Annotated in this window: 14 protein-coding genes; 3 read left to right on the top strand and 11 right to left on the bottom strand. The window is 47.6% G+C overall.

Annotated elements, in window-relative coordinates; genetic code table 11:
* The first annotated feature begins 1 nt into the window (after position 1).
* Complete coding sequence (locus Q1B11_RS03575; protein WP_299727608.1) at positions 2-1,507, top strand: ATP-binding protein; 1,506 nt, start codon at positions 2-4, stop codon at positions 1,505-1,507.
* Between the two features lie 179 nt (positions 1,508-1,686).
* On the opposite strand, the gene Q1B11_RS03570 is transcribed toward Q1B11_RS03575, so the two are convergent.
* The 11 genes from Q1B11_RS03570 to Q1B11_RS03520 all read right to left on the bottom strand — a co-directional run bounded on the left by Q1B11_RS03570 (position 1,687) and on the right by Q1B11_RS03520 (position 16,293).
* Complete coding sequence (locus tag Q1B11_RS03570) at positions 1,687-4,146, bottom strand: heavy metal translocating P-type ATPase (RefSeq protein ID WP_299727605.1); 2,460 nt, start codon at positions 4,144-4,146, stop codon at positions 1,687-1,689.
* A gap of 396 nt (positions 4,147-4,542) precedes the next feature.
* Positions 4,543-5,685: a hypothetical protein gene (locus Q1B11_RS03565; protein ID WP_299727602.1), complete on the bottom strand. Its 1,143-nt coding sequence runs from the start codon at positions 5,683-5,685 to the stop codon at positions 4,543-4,545.
* Positions 5,686-6,038: 353 nt separating this feature from the next.
* A complete protein-coding gene (locus tag Q1B11_RS03560) occupies positions 6,039-6,590 on the bottom strand; it encodes a cupin domain-containing protein (protein ID WP_299727599.1) in 552 nt (183 codons plus the stop codon).
* A gap of 62 nt (positions 6,591-6,652) precedes the next feature.
* Complete coding sequence (locus tag Q1B11_RS03555) at positions 6,653-7,624, bottom strand: ABC transporter permease subunit (RefSeq protein WP_299727596.1); 972 nt, start codon at positions 7,622-7,624, stop codon at positions 6,653-6,655.
* The gene (locus Q1B11_RS03550) at positions 7,621-8,535 is read right to left on the bottom strand and encodes an ABC transporter permease subunit (protein ID WP_299727593.1); all 915 of its coding nucleotides are present in this window, start codon (positions 8,533-8,535) and stop codon (positions 7,621-7,623) included. Before Q1B11_RS03550 ends, Q1B11_RS03555 begins: the two co-directional genes overlap by 4 nt.
* Before the next feature lie 12 nt (positions 8,536-8,547).
* On the bottom strand, positions 8,548-9,660 hold the full coding sequence (gene potA / locus Q1B11_RS03545) for a polyamine ABC transporter ATP-binding protein (RefSeq protein ID WP_299727590.1): 1,113 nt from the start codon (positions 9,658-9,660) through the stop codon (positions 8,548-8,550).
* Between the two features lie 159 nt (positions 9,661-9,819).
* Positions 9,820-10,926, bottom strand: a complete 1,107-nt coding sequence (locus tag Q1B11_RS03540) for an extracellular solute-binding protein (protein WP_299727587.1) — start codon at positions 10,924-10,926, stop codon at positions 9,820-9,822.
* 109 nt (positions 10,927-11,035) lie between these two features.
* A complete protein-coding gene (locus Q1B11_RS03535; RefSeq protein WP_299728086.1) occupies positions 11,036-12,412 on the bottom strand; it encodes an aspartate aminotransferase family protein in 1,377 nt (458 codons plus the stop codon).
* Positions 12,413-12,510: 98 nt separating this feature from the next.
* Positions 12,511-13,857 (bottom strand): glutamine synthetase family protein, encoded by a 1,347-nt coding sequence (locus tag Q1B11_RS03530; protein ID WP_299727584.1) that lies wholly within the window; start codon positions 13,855-13,857, stop codon positions 12,511-12,513.
* Positions 13,858-13,882: 25 nt separating this feature from the next.
* Positions 13,883-14,665, bottom strand: coding sequence for a gamma-glutamyl-gamma-aminobutyrate hydrolase family protein (locus Q1B11_RS03525; protein ID WP_299727581.1), 783 nt, complete (start codon positions 14,663-14,665; stop codon positions 13,883-13,885).
* 305 nt (positions 14,666-14,970) lie between these two features.
* On the bottom strand, positions 14,971-16,293 hold the full coding sequence (locus Q1B11_RS03520; RefSeq protein ID WP_299727577.1) for an aspartate aminotransferase family protein: 1,323 nt from the start codon (positions 16,291-16,293) through the stop codon (positions 14,971-14,973).
* A 179-nt stretch (positions 16,294-16,472) separates the two neighbouring features.
* On the opposite strand from Q1B11_RS03520, the gene Q1B11_RS03515 reads away from it, so the two are divergent.
* A complete protein-coding gene (locus Q1B11_RS03515) occupies positions 16,473-17,969 on the top strand; it encodes an aldehyde dehydrogenase (RefSeq protein ID WP_299727574.1) in 1,497 nt (498 codons plus the stop codon).
* Positions 17,970-17,975: 6 nt separating this feature from the next.
* Positions 17,976-19,274 (top strand): FAD-binding oxidoreductase, encoded by a 1,299-nt coding sequence (locus Q1B11_RS03510; protein ID WP_299727571.1) that lies wholly within the window; start codon positions 17,976-17,978, stop codon positions 19,272-19,274.
* Positions 19,275-19,639: the final 365 nt, after the last annotated feature.

Here is a 19,639-nt window from a genome sequence, read left to right as displayed (position 1 = left end):
TATGACTGGCAAGATCAAAAACAGTTGGCATGCTTTAATCAGCAAGATCAATATCTATTCTCCCAGTACTCTGGCGGGTCGGTTTTTGGTGGTTATGTTTGCCTTGATTTTCACCTCGCAGCTGTTGGTGAATTATCTTTGGGAAAAAGAAATGGAGAGTGACCGTCAGCAGGCTCTGGCAAAAGTCTCCACCAATGTGGCGTTGCGGATGCTGGCAACCATTGATTATTTTGTGACGCAGCCTGCAGAAATTCGCAAGGTCACCATTAATCAACTGCGATACATGGGCGGTGCCCGATATTTTATTACGTTGAATTCCGATTTTATTGAGCTTTCACCCTATCAAAACTCTCAGGCTCAACAGACGGTGGTGAATGTTTTCAAAGCTGTATTAGGTAGTGATAAACATATTTTTGGTCAACCGAAAGTGGCATTCTCCCGACCAGAAACATTAAAAGTGATTAACAATCAGACATACCTGAAAGATTTACCCGACAACTGGGGTAAAGAAAGCTTGATGGTTGATCCGCTGGATTTACCAGTACTGGTGATTCAGCTGAAGCTTGAAACCGGAGAGTGGCTCTATTTGGCGACATTGATGCCGGATTCATCCATATTGGCTGAAGAGCTTTCTCCTGCTCCGTTGCAAACATCTTATATGGCCTGGATGTTAACATTATTGGCTTTTGCGACCATGGCTATTTACTTTATGGTTCGGCCTTTTGAAGCGCTTTCCAGTGCGGCCAAGGCTTTTGGTGAAGGGTTGGAGCCGGTCACCGTTTCGGAGCAAGGCTGTCTTGAATATGAACGTACGGCACGTGCCTTTAACCATATGCAGAAAAATATCCGACATTATATGAATGATCGAAAGCAACTGTTCTCGGGCATTTCTCATGATTTAAAAACGCCGATTACCCGACTCCGGCTGCGTGCTGAGCTAATGGATGATGACAATGTTCGTGATCCATTTATCAAAGATCTGGAACAGTTAGAGATCATGGTGAAATCTGCGCTTCAGGTGGTCAGTGATACGGATATTCATGAAAATGCGGAAGTGGTGGATTTAGATCGGTTGTTGAATGAGATTACCCTTGCTGCTCAGTCGGTCGGCCAACGAGCCTGGCTGCATACGCCCTTTCATCCAAACGGCGAAAATAATCATGGGATTTACGAAGTAACGGGCAAACCTCTGGCTTTAAAGCGGTGTCTGGAAAATCTAATAGGCAACGGAATCGTTTATGGCTCTCCGGTCAATGTTTATATAAAGCGTGAAGACGACCAGATTATTATTACCATCAGGGATAGTGGGCCTGGCCTGCCCGCCGGGGTGGATATTTCCACCTTTAAGCCTTATCAGCGTTTGGAGTTTGGTTATAAGCGCAACCCGGAAGGGCATGGTCTTGGGTTGGTAACGGCACGACATCTGGTGAGTATTCATGGTGGTAACCTCCAACTCCGCAATCACGAAAAAGGCGGGTTGGAGGTGGTTGTTACGTTGCCGGTTTAGCCGGTCTTTAAGTACCCAACCATATGAAATCATATTTTCTGATTCATTGATCAGACCTTCTGACTGCGTTGCAACTCTGGTCACATAGCTCGCTATGCTCCCGCCCTTGCGCCTTGCAGAGAGCCTGATCAACAAGCCAGAAATATTCGATTCCATATGGCCGGGTACTTATATGTACATCAACGTTTATCGGATGGTTTGAAAAGTCTCAGCCGGTTAGCATTGGATACAACCGTGACAGAAGACAACGCCATCGCCCCACCGGCAATCACCGGATTCAGTAACATCCCTGTGAACGGAAACAAAATGCCAGCAGCCACAGGAATACCTAGAGAATTATAAATAAATGCTCCAAACAGGTTCTGCTTGATATTGCGCAATGTGGCTCTTGAAAGCTCGATGGCATCCGCAACGCCATGCAGCGAAGAGCCCATTAACGTAATGTCTGCCGACTCAATGGCAACATCAGTGCCCGAACCCACTGCAAACCCGACATCCGCTTGAGCCAGGGCTGGGGCATCATTGATGCCGTCACCGGCCATTCCGACCTTGTGTTTTTGCTGCTGCAGTTGTTGTACATGATCTGCTTTATCACCGGGGAGCACTTCTGCAAAAAACTCATCAATGCCAGCCTGTTTTGCTATGGCTTGTGCGGTGAGTTGATTGTCGCCGGTCAACATGACTACCTTGATACCAAGCTGTTTAAGTCGTTGTATGGCCGTTTTTGAATCGGAACGAATAGGGTCAGATACTGAAATAATACCTGCCAGTTGTTGATTCACAGCAAAGTACATCGGGGTTTGACCCTGTTCTGCCAAATTGACACTTTGGGATTCAAACGCTGAGGTATCAATGTGGTTATCAGCCATGAGTTTGGCATTACCCAGTAAAAGATTATGGGTATCTACCTGGCCGGAAACACCATGCCCGGGAATGGCCTGAAAGTCTTTTACAGCGCTCAGGTCACTGCCCAGTTGTTTTCCGGACTCTACAATGGCTTCTGCCAGAGGGTGTTCTGATGCCTGTTCCAGACTGGCTGCAAGCGTCAGTAGTCGTGCTTCGGTAAACGACTCATGAGTAATGATTTGGGTAACGGTAGGGCGACCTTCTGTAATGGTGCCTGTTTTATCTAAAACCAGTGTCGTTAATTTGCTGGCCTGTTGCAGTGCATCGCCTTTACGAATCAATATCCCCAGTTCCGCTGCTTTACCAACACCCACCATGACCGACATAGGCGTAGCCAAACCAAGGGCGCAGGGGCAGGCAATAATCAAGACGGTGGTCGTCACCACCAGCATATGAGCAATTCTGGGTTCAGGGCCAAAGAAGAACCAGATACTTGCTGCCAACAGTGCGATCAGAATTACTGCTGGCACAAAGATACTTGAGATTTTGTCAGCCAATCGGGCAATGGGCATTTTGGCGCTTTGTGCTTTTTTCACCATAGCGATGATTTGTGCCAGCGCGGTTTCACTGCCCACCTTCTCTGCAGTGAAGAGCAAAGAGCCGTTCTTGTTGATGGTACCGGCGCTGATCGTGTCACCCACGGACTTTGCTACAGGTATTGGTTCACCGGTGAGGATGGACTCGTCCAGATAACTTTCACCTTCTGTTACACAGCCATCCACAGGGATTTTTTCGCCGGGGCGAACTCGCACGATGTCGCCTTTTTGAACGTCACTGACAGGAATGTCCAGATCTTGTCCATGACGAACAACCCGGGCGGTTTTTGCCTGAAGCCCAAGCAATCGTTTAACGGCTTCACTGGTTTTCCCCCGGGCACGGAGTTCAAGGGCATGCCCCAGATTGATCAAACCAATAATCATGGCTGAGGCTTCAAAGTAAACGTGGCGGGCGGATTCTGGCAGCCATTGAGGGAACAATACGACCATCATTGAATATAGCCACGCTGCCCCTGTTCCTGTTGCTACCAGAGTGTCCATATTCGCGCTGCGGTGCTTAAGGGATTGCCACATACCGGTAAAGAAGTGACCGCCGGAAACCACAAGAATCCATCCAGTCATTATTCCAACCACGCCCCAGGCCAGTTGCTGCTGAGTGTTGTTAACACTCATTTCTCCGGTGATCATGCCCCAGACCATCAAAGGCACACCCAATCCAAGGGCAATCCAGGTGTGTTTTAACAGGTATTGATAGCGTCGTTTATCATCGGCTTCTTGCTGTTCATAGACAGCTTCGCCCAAAATGAGGACTTTCCCGGGATACCCCGCCTGTTCCAACTGGTCGAGAAGCTGCTGAGTGTATGCTTGAATAGAACTTCCATCATCAGTTTCTGCCGTCACGGTTTTATCGGCAAGGTTTATGGATGCAGAGATACCATCAACGGTTTCCAGAGCTTTTTCAATTTTACCGACACAGGAAGCGCAGTTCATGCCGGGAACCGAGAAAGTGGTACTATCGGATTGAGTTGCAGATAGACTGGCACCAAATCCAATGACCTCTATGGCCTGAATCAACTCTTTAGAAGAAGCGGTGCCGGTAATGATAGCGGTTCTATCTGCAAGATTGACGCTAGCTTCACTGACACCATGAATGTCGAGCAGAGCCTTTTCTACCTTGGCGACGCAGCCAGCACAGCGTAGCCCCTGCAGCTGCAATTCAGTTTGTTGGATGTTCATGGGTTATGCTCTCCTGAAGCTATTCTATCAGGCGGGTTACTTAAGTACCCGGCCATATGGAATCGAATATTTCTGGCTTGTTGATCAGGTTCTCTGCAAGGCGCAACGGCGGGAGCATAGTGAGCTATGTAACCAGAGTTGCAACGCAGTCAGAGGGCCTGATCAATGAGTCAGAAAATATGATTTCATATGGTTGGGTACTTAATATTGTTTAAAGCATAACGCTTCCCCTTACAGGAAGGTAAAGGACTAATTTTATAAAAAACTGGGCTTTCTCCTCGGTATCACTGCCTTTGAGATCTGCTCACCCTTCTTAGGTCATCAATGAACAGCGCTTTGGTTTGTAACGGATGATAAATTTGGCAGCCCGATCTCCATCCCAAGCCTGGCTATGGATTACATGATCGTCAGACAACCACTAGGTAACCAAGCGCTCCAGCCATGGAACCATCCCGGTGCCTTTTCAGAAGGAACGGGTGCCTCTAAACTGGAATTGCTATTGCTGATGAATGAGCATTGTTCCTCTTTCAGAGTATCATCAGGAGTTATTAAAGAAATTACATTACTTGTGGTGCTTTGCTGGGAATCGCGCACTGGTTGTATAGAGGGGCATACGATGACCACTAGAGATTTATCAGCAGAGTTTGGAGTGAAATCCAGTGATTGTATGGCACTTTCATCGTTTTGGGTTGCATTTCTTTTATATTGATTTATAACATCTGCAAGCAGCCTGCAGTTGACTACAGCAAATGCAATATTGGCAGTGCCTTCCATGATATAGAATGGTGAGCCCATTGAATGAGCCAGTTTAAAGGTTGCTGCTGCCTCACCTGCACTACCCGCTATGACAAGAGCCCTCTTTATGATTTGATTTCTGGTCGTTGTATCTGATGGCTCACCGCTATTGGGAGCGGCTTTTCTGATGAATACACTGGGTAGAGAACTGAGTAAAGTTGTTGCAAACTGAATGAAATGCAATGTTGCATGATCATAGTCTTGGCTACCAGCATCTCCTATTGCCGCCAGAAGTGTTCCCAGGGAGCCAATACCCATCGATATATTTGCACAAAGCTTGAATTTACTGGTTTGCCCGGGGGTACCAAACAATAAGCCGCCAATTGTTGCAATGCCCGCTGCTGCCGAGCCTAGACTTTCAATACCGTGACCGGTTCTTCTAAGAATGCTGGCAATTGTTCCATCAAACCAACCCTGTTCCATATGTTCATGCTCATGCTCATGCTCATGGTCGCCATGGTATTTCGGGGCAAAAACCGCATTACAAGCTTGCGCTGCCGCAAGTGTCAGGTAAATGACTGCTAAAGTACACTCTACCTTTCGGCTGCAAAGAGTACTGTTTATTATACCCCCGTTTTGCTCTGTTTCTTGGCTAGCAGAGCCCGGCTTCATGTTGTTCTCAACGTTGTTTAAAGACGTTGTTCGAGCCCCCATTGCACCGAAGGTGCCTTGTTCCAGTTGCAAAATATCTGGTTTTGGTGTGGGAGTATGGGTGGGCGTTTTGCCTGCTGCAGGCGTATCCATAAAGAAACCTTAATATTTATTAAGCTGTTTGGTTTGAGTTTTGGCTTGATTTTACCTATCGAATTTTTAATTGATTTTTATTTAGTTGAAATAATTTTGCTGGAGTTAACGTTGATCTTGTTTATTTTTACCCAAGGTATGTGAGAAAGATTCTGAGGTTGTTGTTTTATGAGTGCTGGTTAGAAGAATATTTCTGTTAATAGAGTAGGTTGAATTTTTGATTTGGCAAATCAATGATTTTTAATATTAAATTGCATTTATAAAGAAACAAGTGTTGGTAGTTTTTATGAAAAGCTTAAATTAAACCGCCCTTGGTTTTAATGCATGCTTGGTAAGGGCAGTCTATATCATTATTAAAAATTACCGGGAGAGGTGCAGCTAATTAATCGGCAACTATTTTCCGTTGATGGATTTCTAAACCGATGAGGCTTGTTGCTATCAAAATAATAGCTGTCTCCCGTAGTAAGCTCATAGACATCGTTACCGACAGTGAGCTCCAATAACCCTTCGATGACAATACCGGCCTCTTCGCCTTCATGGCATAGCATTTCAACGCCTGTATCGGACTCTGGTGGATATAGCTCATCCATAAAAGACATGGCTCTGTTCGGCTTATTCTGGCCAATTACATGAATCAGGATATTGTCCATATTCATAGGGGATGAATCTCCACTACGAAAAACCACGGGCTCGGAACCCTGGCCATCCATTTCCAATGAGAAAAACGTCACCAGCGACATGGGAATTCCGCTGAGTACTTTTTTCAGAGAACTAACCGATGGGCTGACACTGTTTTTTTCGATCATCGAAATTGTGCTGTTGGTCACACCCGCACGTTTAGCCAGCTCCCGCTGGGAAAGGTTGTGCATAACTCTGACGGATTTTAACCGTGTTCCTACATCCAATTCTAATCCTCCATGAGCATCGTTTGCTCTTGGTCATTTATAGTGAATAAACGGCAATAATTCTATATAGCCGTTTTATGCTTATCTGAAGAATGACAATTTTTAGGGGGAGTCACGTTTATAGTTGAAGTGACTCGTCGTGTATTAGTTTGGTCTGCCGATGGTTCATAACTCAGTTGCATTTGATCGGCTTCATAGTCTTTTATGTTTATCATCTGTAAACGTCTTGTTTCCTGCCTTCGCATAAACCACCAGGTGATAAAAGCGGCTAAGGAAACGGCCAGAATAATCAATGTTGCCAGAGCATTGATTTTGGGGGAAATTCCAAGGCGTACTGATGAGAATACCACCATGGGTAGAGTGGTGGCACCAGGGCCGGAGACAAAGCTGGCAATCACCAAATCATCCAGAGATAAAGTAAACGAAAGCAGCCAGCCGGCAGCCAGTGCCGGTGCAATGCCGGGCAGAGTGATCTGGAAAAAGGTTTTAAACGGCGTTGCGCCAAGATCCATCGCCGCTTCTTCGATAGAACGATCCACTTCCCGAAGTCGTGATGAAATGACGACTGTCGCATAAGCAGCACAGAACGTAACATGGGCAATCCAGATGGTGAGCATGCCACGTTCTGCTGGCCAGCCAATGGTGTTTGCCATGGCAACAAACAGCAACAACAGAGAAAGGCCTGTGATGACGTCGGGCATCACCAGTGGTGCCGTGATCATACTGGAGAAAGCCGTTTTTCCTCGAAAGCGGCGATAACGGGTCATCACAAAGGCGGCCATCGTACCGAGTACAACCGCCATGCAAGAGCTCCAGAAGGCAATTTCAAGGCTCATGCCAATGGCTTGTAATAGCTGGGTGTCGGCAAAAAGCTCTCCGTACCACTTGGTTGAAAAGCCAGCCCATACCGTGACTAGTCTGGACTCGTTAAAGGAATAAATAATCATGATGATCATGGGCAGGTAGAGAAATAATAACCCGATAATCAACAGACTGTTGGAAAAAGTGAATCGTTTATTCCTGTGGCTTCTCATGACCGTTCCCCCACTTCATCAACAGTAAGCTCTTTGGATTGGTAGTGGTGAAACAGCGCCATGGGAATAATCAGAAGCATCAACATCACCATAGCCAGTGCAGAGGCTACGGGCCAATCCCGGTTGTTGAAGAATTCCTGCCAGAGAACCCGACCAATCATCAGCGTGTCCGGCCCTCCCAGTAACTCGGGAATCACAAATTCGCCGACCGCAGGAATAAATACCAGCATAGAACCGGCAATCACACCGGATTTGGACAAAGGCAATGTAACGGTCAAAAAGGTTTTCCACGGACGTGATCCCAGGTCCGCCGAAGCTTCCAGTAACGAGTGATCGTGTTTCACCAGGTTGGCATACAGAGGCAGTACCATAAAAGGTAGATAGGCATAAACAATGCCGATATAAACGGCGATGTTTGTATTCATGATCAGTAGCGGATCATCAATGATTCCCAGAAACATCAGCGCGTTATTAATTAAGCCGTTGTTTTTAAGAATGCCCATCCACGCATAGATTCGAATCAGGAATGAGGTCCACGAAGGCAGCAGGACTAACAGTAGCAATGTCGTCTGCATATGCTGAGGTGCTCGAGCCATCGCGTAAGCCATGGGATATCCCAGCAAGAGGCAAAATACAGTGGCGTTAAAGGCGATCTGAACGGAGCTAAGGTAGGCATTCAGGTACATATCATCTTCTATCAAAAAGATGTAGTTCCCAAGGTTTAAACTGATATTGAGGGTTTCATCGGCGAACTCCACCAAGCTGGTGTAGGGTGGAATGGCGATGATCATTTCGGCAAAACTGATCTTTAATACAATGGCAAAAGGCACCAGGAAAAAGAGCAGCAGCCAGAGATAGGGTGTGGCGATTAAAGCCTTTCTGCCGGGCAGAAGTCGTTTTATTGTATTCATTACCACCCTCCCTCAACTGTTGAGTACGACTGGGCTGGATTCTTCCCAGCTCACGTAAACCGGATCATTCCAGGTAGGGCGATCACCATGCCGTTCAATATTGGCCATATTGGCCTGAATAATTTTTCCGGAATCCAGTTTGACATAATACACCGAGTGGGTTCCAAGGTAGGCAATGTCGTCTATTGTCCCTGAGGACCAGTTATTGTCAGTGGCTGGTTTTTCCCGGGTAACACGGGTTTTTTCCGGTCGCACAGCCACCCAGATATCCGGGTTTTCCAATGCTGTTGCAATGCCGTGACCAATGCGGACAGGCGCATTCAGCAGGTGTGATTCAATAACCACATGGTCTGCCTCATCCTGAGTGATTCGACCTTCAAACATATTGATAGAGCCGATAAATTCCGCCGCCATTCTGCTGTTGGGTGTTTCATAGATATCGGTGGGGCTGCCCACCTGAACAATCCAGCCAGCGTCCATAATGGCAATGCGATGCGCCATGGTCATGGCTTCTTCCTGATCGTGGGTCACCATCAGACAGGTAACGCCTACTTTTTCAATAATATCCACCAATTCCAGCTGCATGCGTGTGCGGAGTTTTTTGTCCAGAGCGCCCATGGGTTCATCGAGTAATAGGAGTTTGGGTTGTTTGGCAAGGCTGCGAGCCAGGGCAACACGTTGTCGTTGACCGCCGGACAGTTGATGGGGCTTGCGTCTGGCAAATTGACTCATGTCTACCAGTTGCAACATTTCATGCACTTTCTGTCCTATGGTTTCTTTGGGCAGTTTGTCTTGCTTCAGGCCGTAGGCGATGTTTTGTTCTACGGTCATGTGTGGGAACAGGGCGTATGACTGGAACATCATGTTGATCGGGCGTTCGTAGGGCGGTAAATGGGTAATGTCCTGCCCGTTGAGAATAATTCGTCCAGAGGTTGGTTTTTCAAAACCCGCCAGCATTCGCAGTAATGTGGACTTTCCGGAACCGGATGCGCCTAACAGTGCAAAGATTTCTCCTTTGGGAATATCCAGAGAGACATGATCCACCGCCAGTGAATCATCAAACTGTTTTGAGACACTCTGGATTTGAAGAATGGGTTGGTCTTTTGAACTGCCAGGGTTGAACATTGCGTTACACCTTTGTTCTTCTTATTAGGTTTTGAAAAGTACTTTCAGCTATTGAGCAATGGCTTGTCAGCCTATGGCTCCATCACCTCCCGGGTGATATACAATGAACATCTAGCTTACAGAACTGGTGAATTTGGTTAGCCACCAGTTCTGTATTTTTTATTGCCCGGTGGTCACTTTGGTAAAGGATCGGTTAATTACACGATCAATTTTTGGTGGTAGTACCGAGAAAACATAAAGATTCTTTTTAGCGGCTTCCGTCGGGTATATACCGGGGTTTTCGCGAATCTCTTCGTCAACCAGAGGCACTGACTCTTTATTAGGGCTGGCATAGGCGACGTAGTTACTGATGTCTGCAATCACTTCAGGCTGCAAAAGGTAGTTAAGGAAGGCGTAAGCTTCGTCAACGTTGTCCGCATCTTTGGGAATGGCCAGCATATCAAACCACATACCCGCACCTTCATCAGGAATGGTGTACTCAACGGTGACACCATTTTCGGCTTCATAGGCACGATCACTGGCCTGCAGCACATCACCGGACCAACCGACAGCCACACAGATATCCCCGTTGGCAAGGTCAGAGATGTAACGTGATGAGTGGAAGTAAGTGATGTGTGGACGAACCTTCATCAGTAATTCTTCAGCTTTCTTATAATCAGCCTTATTCACTGAGTTTGGATCCAGTCCCATATAGCGCAGTGCTGCGGGCATTATTTCCGACGGCGCATTCAGAAAGGCGACACCGCACTGGCTTAGCTTGCTGATATTGTTGACATCAAACACCAGATCCCAGCTGCTGGTCGGAGCGTCTTCGCCGAGGTATTTATTGACAAGATCCGGGTTGTAACCGATGCCTGTGGTGCCCCACAAATAAGGGAACGCGTGTTTGTTCCCTTCGTCGTAGGTTTCCAGCAGAGCCATCAGCTCAGTATCCAGATTGCTCCACTGAGGCAGTTTGCTTTTGTCCAGCTCTTTGAAAACACCGGCCTTGATTTGTTTAGCCATAAAATCAGACGACGGAACAACAATGTCGTAGCCACTTTTACCAGAAAGCAGTTTGGCTTCCAGTACTTCGTTACTGTCAAAGACATCATAACGAACATCGATACCGGTCTCGGCTTCAAAATTGGCAATGGTGTCTTCGGCTATATAGTCAGACCAGTTATAGATGTTCAGCGTCTTTTCACTGGCCATGGTCGCAGGCGACAGCGCCATGGTGCAGCCAATGCTGGCAGCAATAAGAGACTTACCCAAATGTCGGATCATAGGAGGTCCTTTTTTCTTGTTGTTGTAAGTGGTGTTAGTGGTTAAACGCTCAGGGACAATATCAACACAGTGACGCCTTTTCTACTGCATTGATTAAGTTTTGAACGGCTTACTCTGCTGCGTTGAAATACTCCATCGTTAGATCAAGGCATTTGCGGGCTTTGGTCACTAGCTCATCAATTTCTGCATGGCTGATGACCAGAGGTGGAGAAATAATCATGGTGTCGCCTACAGCGCGCATCACCAAACCATTCTTGAAACAGAAATCTCGACACACCGTTCCGGCGGTACCATTGTCATCAAAGCGGGTTCTGGCCTCTTTGTTATTGGTGATTTCCAAAGCGGCAACCATGCCAACGCCCCGGGTTTCACCCACCAGAGGGTGATTTGCCAATTCTGCCCAACGTTTTTGCAGATAAGGGCCAACCGTTGTTCTGGCGTTCTCGACCACCTTTTCTTCTTGGAGAATTCGAATATTCTCAAGGGCTACAGCGGCTGCGGTTGGATGGCCGGAATAGGTAAAACCATGGTTGAAATCACCACCGGCCTCGAGTACGTCGACAACGCGATCACTGACCATCACGCCACCAATGGGCAAATAGCCAGAGGACATCCCTTTGGCCATGGGCATCATATCTGGCTGCAAGCTGTAGTAATCACTGCCAAACCATTCACCGGTTCGGCCAAAGCCACAAATGACTTCATCGACGACCAGAAGAATGTCGTATTTACTCAGGATACGTTTGATTTCTGGCCAGTAGGTTTCCGGGGGGACAATCACACCACCGGCGCCTTGTATTGGCTCGGCAATAAATGCGGCAACGTTGTCTTCACCCAGTTCCAGAATTTTTTCTTCCAGTGCTTGTGCCGCTTTCAGGCCGAAGGCTTCCGGGCAAAGGTCACCACCTTCTCCATACCAGTAAGGTTGCTGAATATGAACAATACCAGGAATCGGTAGACCGCCCTGTTTGTGCATGGGTTTCATACCGCCGAGGCTGGCACCGGCAACGGTAGAGCCGTGGTAGGCATTTTCGCGACTGATAAAGATCTGTTTTTCCGGTTGGCCTTTACTGGCCCAGTAGTGGCGCGCCATACGCAAAACAGTGTCATTACATTCTGAACCAGAGCCGGTGAAGAAAACGTGGTTCATGTGTTTTGGTGTAATTTCAGAGAGTTTTTCTGCCAGTTTGATCGCCGGATTGTGCGTGGTTTTAAAAAACGTGTTGTAGTAGGGCAGTTCTTTCATCTGGTGGCAGGCGGCTTCAACCAATTCAGGGCGCCCATAACCGAGATTGACGCACCACAGACCAGCCATACCGTCAAGAATACGATTACCATCACTATCCCGGAGGTAGACACCTTCGGCAGATTCAATGACCCGAACACCGTCTTTTTTCAATCCGGCAGGATCTGAGAAAGGGTGTAGGTGATGGTGTTGATCTTTCAGCTGCTTCTCTTCTGTTGATTGTTTGGTTTTTTCAATCATAACCGTAGGTTCAGTGATCGTATCTTTTATGGCTTTAGGTTCTGAAATGGCGTAGCTCATTTTTTTATGCCCTTAATTTCTTATTGTATTTGTAGCTTTTATACGGTCATTTGCAGGTATTGACGTTCCCAGGAACTGATGATTTCTTTGAAATTCTGGTATTCAGCTCTTTTTACTTCCACATAGCATCGAACAAAATGCTCACCCAGTGTCTCTTTCAAAATCTCACTGTTCTCCATCAGTTCTAACGCTTCTTCCAGATTCAATGGCAGTCTTTTGTCGTTTGAATCTTCAGCGGCATTTCCGGTTTCCGGCTCCGTGGGTTCGATTTCATTGATCATGCCAAGATAGCCACAGAGCAAAGAGGCGGCAAAAGACAGGTAGGGGTTGGCATCGGCGCCAGCCAGACGGTTTTCTACCCTGCGGCTGTCAGCTGTGGATTCAGGAACTCGCAGGCTAACGGTGCGGTTATCGATGCCCCAGGCAAGGTTGACCGGTGCCGAGGCGTTACTCAAAAAACGACGGTAGGAGTTTACGTTGGGAGCAAAGAGCGCCATGGATTCGGAAACGTATTTTTGTAGCCCGCCAATATAATGATCGATCAGCTTGCTTGGGCTGCCGTCTTCATTACTGAAAATGTTGTTTCCCTCTTTATCGAGAATGCTTTGATGCAAATGCATGGAACTGCCGGGTTCATGGCTGACGGGCTTCGCCATAAAGGTGGCATTAATGCCATGTTTTAAAGCGGCTTCCCGAACGGTTCGTTTAAATAAAAAGACCTGATCTGCCAGAGAGAGCGCGTCACCGTGACGGAAGTTGATTTCCATCTGCGCCGCCCCTTCTTCATGAATCAGGGTATCAATATCCAGGCCCTGTTCTTCACACCAATCGTAGACATCTTCAAATAACGGATCGTACTCGTTGGCTGCATCAATGCTGTAAGACTGACGGCCGGATTCCGGGCGACCTGAACGTCCGACCGGTGGTTGCAGTGGGTGATCCGGGTTAGCAGATCGTTGGGTAAGGTAGAATTCCAGTTCCGGTGCAACGACAGGTGTCCAGCCTTTTGCTTGGTAAAGTGCCAGTACATTTTTCAGCACAGCCCTTGGGGCGGTATTAATCAGGTTGCCCTGTTTGTCATAGCAATCATGTATCACGAGCGCGGTGGGCTCTAGCGCCCAGGGGATTTTGTGAACGGCGGATTCATCGGGCTTGAGAATCATATCGACTTCTGCAGGGTCCATCAGATCATCGTAGATTTCATCATCAACGTAATCTCCGGTCACACCTTGTATCAGAATGCTCTCCGGTAGTCGTATACCTTTTTCCGCAAGAAATTTATTGCTGGGCATGATTTTGCCCCGGGCGATTCCGGTGAAGTCAGAAATAACCGCTTCTACTTCAGTGATTTTTTGCTCTTTTAACCAGCTGGCCAGTTTTTTCATGGTTTTTTCTTTTTTTTAGTGAGCGTTATAGTTCGTGTAGATAGGCGTTGTGTCTTTCGTAATGCCGTGTACGGCAGGCTTCTGCAAAGGCCTGATAAATGGTCATGGAAAACAGGTTTTCGGTAACCCGATATTCCGGATGCCATTGCACCGCGAGAGCAAAGTTTTTGCTGCCTGAAACAGAAATGGCTTCGATAAGCCCATCCGGTGCAACGGCCTCAACGTTTAATCCAGCACCCAATTGATCAATGCCCTGCATATGCACGCTGTTCACTATTTGTTCTTTCGTTCCTGCAATGGCTGCCAGTAACCCACCTGCTTGAATATGTACCGGATGGGCTGGCCCATACTGCGTATCGAGCGGAGTGCTTTTATCTTCACGGTGCTCCTGATACCTGCCGGTTTCGTGGAGCTTTTGATGCAGAGTGCCACCGTAAGCAACATTCAATTCCTGTAATCCACGACAGATGCCTAGTATTGGGATACCCATGTCGATGGCATCGGGAATAAACTGCAATGTTGATTGATCTCGCTGTGCATCTTCGTGGGCATCAGGCCCTGCAGGTGCACCACCATAGCGCGGAGGTTGGATATTGGAATAGCCTCCAGTGATCAGGATGCCATCCAGTTGAGAGAGAATCTGATGACTGTCCAGCGGCTCCGGCAGGGAAGGAATAATAACGGGAATGCCATTGGCACCATGAACGACAGAAGTAATGTATTTCTCGCCAGCCTGATGAACCCTGTGCAGGCCATCCATTGTTGTATCGGCGGTGACGCCGATGAGCGGGCGTGTGTTTGTGGTCATAATCAACCTTTATTCTTTTACCAGAGATGCTATCTAATTTCCTACTGCGCTGGTGATCTAAACCCCAGTCCAGCGTTGGAGTTCCTCGCAATACCCGAGGGCACAAGTAGCCGTGCTATTACTCGTCACTCCGCCTTGTTCTGCCGTTTATATCACCATGCTCGCTACGAAAATTAGAAAGCATCTCTGGTAATATTTTTTACACTTTGGCATAAGTGTTTTATTTATTGAACTCTTTTTGGTCAGAAATACAGCCGCTTTATGTATTGAATGTGTTAACACATTAAGCTGTATTCTTTCCTGGATCATGCTGGTTGATCAGCAAAGAGTATGCCATTTCTTAGTTCAGTCACGATCTGGTCAATGTGGGTGGGCTCTATAATCAGTGGTGGTGAAAGGGCAAGAATATCTGCCGTCCAGCGAACCAGCACACCGTTCTCATAGCAATGCTTAAATGCCTTTTCACCACGTTGACCCGGCTTACCCGCTTCGGGTGCAAGTTCGATCGCAGCGACCAGGCCAGTGTTGCGAATATCGATCACATTGGGGAGATCTTTTAGACTTAACAGTGATTCAGCAAACAGGTTTTCCATCTCGATGGCTTTTTCAAACAAGCCTTCATTTTCATAAAGATCCAGCGCCGCCAGCCCTGCCGCACAGGCGACAGGATGGCCAGAATAGGTATAACCGTGGAACAGTTCAATCATATTATCCGGCCCGGTCATAAAGGCATTGTGAATCTCATCGCTGACAAACACTGCCCCCATAGGGATAACACCATTGGTCAGGCCTTTGGCCGTGGTCATGATATCGGGCTCTACTCCCCAGCGGGTAGAAGAAAAGGCTTTACCTACACGACCAAAGCCGGTTATTACTTCATCAAATATCAGCAGAATGCCGTGTTTTCTGGTGATCTCCCGTATTCGTTGAAGGTAACCTTTAGGTGGCATGATCACGCCACCGGATCCTGATACTGGCTCAACAATCACCGCAGCAATATTGCTGGCATCGTGCAGGGCAATGATCTGCTCAAGGGCGTCTGCCAACTCAACACCATGTTCCGGCAGACCTTTGGTAAAGGCATTAAGGTTTATGTTTAATGTGTGGGGAAGGTGATCAACACCACTGAGACCTTGGCCAAACATCTTACGGTTATTGCCAATGCCACCGACAGAGATACCACCAAAGTTAACGCCGTGATAACCGCGTTCCCGACCAATCAGACGTTGTCGTGTGGCTTCGCCTTTCAGGCGGTGATAGCCAAGAGCAATTTTAAGGGCGGTTTCAACGGATTCAGAGCCGGAGTTGGTGAAGAACACATGGTTCAGATTTCCCGGAGCCAGTTTTGCCAGTCGATCGGCAAACTCAAATGCCAGAGGATGCCCCATTTGAAAGGGGGGCGCGTAATCCAGTTTGGCCACTTGTTCTGCAACGGCTTCGGAAATTTCCTTTCTGCCATGCCCGGCATTCACACACCACAAACCTGCACAGCCATCCACTATAGAACGACCTTTGTCGTCTTTATAAAACATACCTTCCGCGCTGGTCAGCAGTCGGGGTTGTTCTTTAAACTGGCGATTGGCCGTGAATGGCATCCAGAAAGCATCCATGGGCGTCTGGTTGGACATGATGTCACCTTTTATTATTGTTTTAATAATATGGTTTTAACCGGTTGTGTTCACCTTGTAGGGTGAATGGTATATCAAACGATGTGTACAATATTTCAAACATTTCGTATTGAATCAAGCATTGCATTTGGTTAATGTGCAATTAACCTGAATTAGAATCATAAAAAGTAGGCGACCAAATGACGGTAAGAAATCGTGCTGACTGGCAGGCATTTTCTGAACAGCTAACTATCCGTGGGCAAGCATGGATCAATGGTGAATATACCGATGCAGCCAGTGGCGATACCTTGGATTGTATTTCCCCAATCGATGGAAAAAAGATCGCCACCATTGCCAGCTGTGATGAAGCGGATGTGAATTGCGCGGTTTCTGTCGCTCGTTCTGTTTTTGAATCCGGGGTTTGGGCTGATATGGCACCCAAAAACCGTAAACAAATCCTTCAAGCGTTTGCCGCCAAGATTGATGAGCATCGTGAAGAATTGGCACTGTTAGAGACGCTGGATATGGGTAAACCCATCAGTGAATCTCTGAGTGATGATATTCCGGGCAGCGCCAATTGTATTCGTTGGTGCGCGGAAGCCATTGATAAAGTGTACGACGAAGTTGCACCGGTAGGGCAGGGCAGTCTTGCGCTGGTAACACGAGAAGCCATCGGTGTGGTGGCAGCAATTGTGCCATGGAACTTCCCGTTAAGTATGGCGTCCTGGAAGCTGGGGCCTGCACTGGCGACCGGCAACAGTGTCATCTTAAAACCTTCGGAAAAGTCACCACTGACGGCTATTCGAGTGGCTGAACTGGCAGAAGAAGCCGGTTTGCCGAAAGGGGTTTTGCAAGTGTTGCCAGGCTTTGGTCACACCGCCGGTAAAGCGCTGGCATTGCATCCGGAGGTGGATTGTCTGGCATTCACAGGATCAACCCATGTTGCCAAACAGCTGATGGTTTATGCCGGTGAATCGAATATGAAACGGGTATGGCTGGAAGCCGGAGGTAAGAGCCCAAACATCATCTTTGCAGATGCCCCCGATCTTGATAAAGCCGCCAGTTATGCGGCCATGGCCATTGGATATAATCAAGGTGAGGTATGCACCGCAGGTTCCCGATTGTTGGTTGAAGAATCCATACACGACGAATTTATCACACTCCTGAAAAAGCACATGGAAACCTGGAAACCAGGTCATCCCTTAGACCCTGAAACCACCTCTGGTGCCATTGTTGATGATATTCAGACCCGCCATGTGCTCGGTTTTATCGAATCAGGTAAAGAGGAAGGCGCACAGCTCATTATGGGTGGCGAGCGGGTGATGGCAGACACCGGCGGTTATTATATTGAGCCCACCATTTTTGATGGTGTGAATAACAAAATGACCATCGCCCAGAAAGAGATCTTCGGGCCGGTATTATCAGTGATTACCTTCAAGGATGAAGACGAAGCGGTTCAGATTGCAAACGACACGGTCTATGGATTGGCCGCCGCGCTTTGGACGGATAATTTGAGCCGTGCACACCATGTATCCAGACGACTTCGGGCTGGTTCTGTGTTTATCAATAACTACCATGGCGGCGATATGACCATGCCCTTTGGTGGGTTCAAGCAGTCTGGTAATGGCAGGGATAAGTCATTATACGCGTTTGAAAAATACACCGAATTAAAATCTACCTGGATTGCGCTGGATTAATCAATTATGAAACTGAAAGCACCGGTACACACGGAGCAACATGCTGATTCGTATTACGCGGCATCGCTAAATTACACGACGGATTACCCATCTCTGGAAGGTCACCTGAAGGTAGATGTTTGTGTGGTTGGTGGTGGCTTTTCCGGAGTATCTACTGCCCTGGAACTGGCGGAGCGTGGTTACAACGTTGCTGTTCTTGAAGCCAGAAAAATTGGCTGGGGTGCAACAGGGCGTAATGGCGGTCAGTTAATTCGTGGTATTGGTGAAGAGCCGGAGCAGTTTCGTAACCAGATTGGTGAAGAAGGTGTCGAAGCAATTTATCAGATGGGGTTTGAAGCCGTTGAGCTGGTGCGGCAACGCATTAAGAAATACGACATTCAATGCGATCTGAAAATGGGCTATGTGGATGCCGCCATCAAGGAAAAACAGATGGATGGTATTCGTGAGGATTATGAATCACTGATTCATCGCAACTACGCTCATGAGCTTCAGTTGTTGTCGGGCAATGAAATCCAGGATTTCGTCGGTACTGATCGCTACATGGGCGGCATGGTGGACTGGGGTAGTGGTCATTTGCACCCTCTGAACCTCTGCCTGGGTGAAGCGAAAGCCGCAGAGAGCCATGGCGTGCAGTTTTTTGAACAGTCACCTGTCGTCAACATTCATAAAGGGTTGCAACCTCGGGTGGAAACAGCAAAAGGCTCGGTAACTTGCCAGTTTCTGGTGTTGGCTGGTAATGCCTATATGGGGGGGCTTGAGCCAAAGATTGGCGGTAAGGTGCTTCCTGCGGGCAGTTACATTATTGCAACGGAGCCTTTGGAGGAAGACGTCTGGCGCAGTTTGATACCCAACGATACTGCAGTCTGTGATGTCAGTATTGCGTTGGATTATTTCCGGCTATCTGCAGATAAACGACTGTTGTTTGGCGGTATGTGTAATTATTCCGGCCGTGATCCAAAGGATATTCAAGCATCTCTAAGCCCGAAGATGCTAAAGGTGTTTCCTCAACTGGCGTCTACAAACATTGATTACCAATGGGGTGGAATGATTGGTATCGGCGCCAACCGGATGCCTCAGATTGGGCGGCTGGATTCAACCATCTATTATGCACAGGCCTATGCTGGGCATGGAGTGAACGCTACTCATATGGCAGGCAAGGTTGTGGCGGAAGCAATAGCCGGACAGGCCGAGCGATTTGATCATTATGCATCTATACGACATATGACATTCCCGGGAGGTCGTTATTTCCGCTCACCCATGCTGGCTCTGGGAATGCTATGGCATCAACTGAAGGAAGCAGTTTAAAAAATGATTTATAGATGATCCTGCAGACGCAGTGGTTGAAATGCCCTCGATAATTTGCCGATCATTCAACCATAAATAGTGCCCGAACGAAAAAGCCATTTTTTCTGTTCGGGTCTTGGCCATTTTGAATTGGATGTACAAATATTAGTCGGCATACTCTCTACCTTTTTACCTGCGCTACAACTCCGGACTGGTTTCCCATTCTGTTTCAGACTGGTTCCGGCGCCCTTTCGTTGTCCGTATTCCGAAAAGGCTTCAGCCACTCGCGCTTTTGCGGACAACGGATAACTGGCAACGGTCTCTACGATGCTTCGGGTCTCAGTAAATGTGGATCTTATTTCAGGACAGTTCCTAAGAGTGACAAC

This window comes from uncultured Endozoicomonas sp. (assembly GCF_947495845.1).
Taxonomy (GTDB): Bacteria; Pseudomonadota; Gammaproteobacteria; order Pseudomonadales; family Endozoicomonadaceae; genus Endozoicomonas.
The sequence above is the reverse complement of the archived record's forward strand: the minus strand, read 5'-3'. Positions and strand labels throughout refer to the sequence as shown.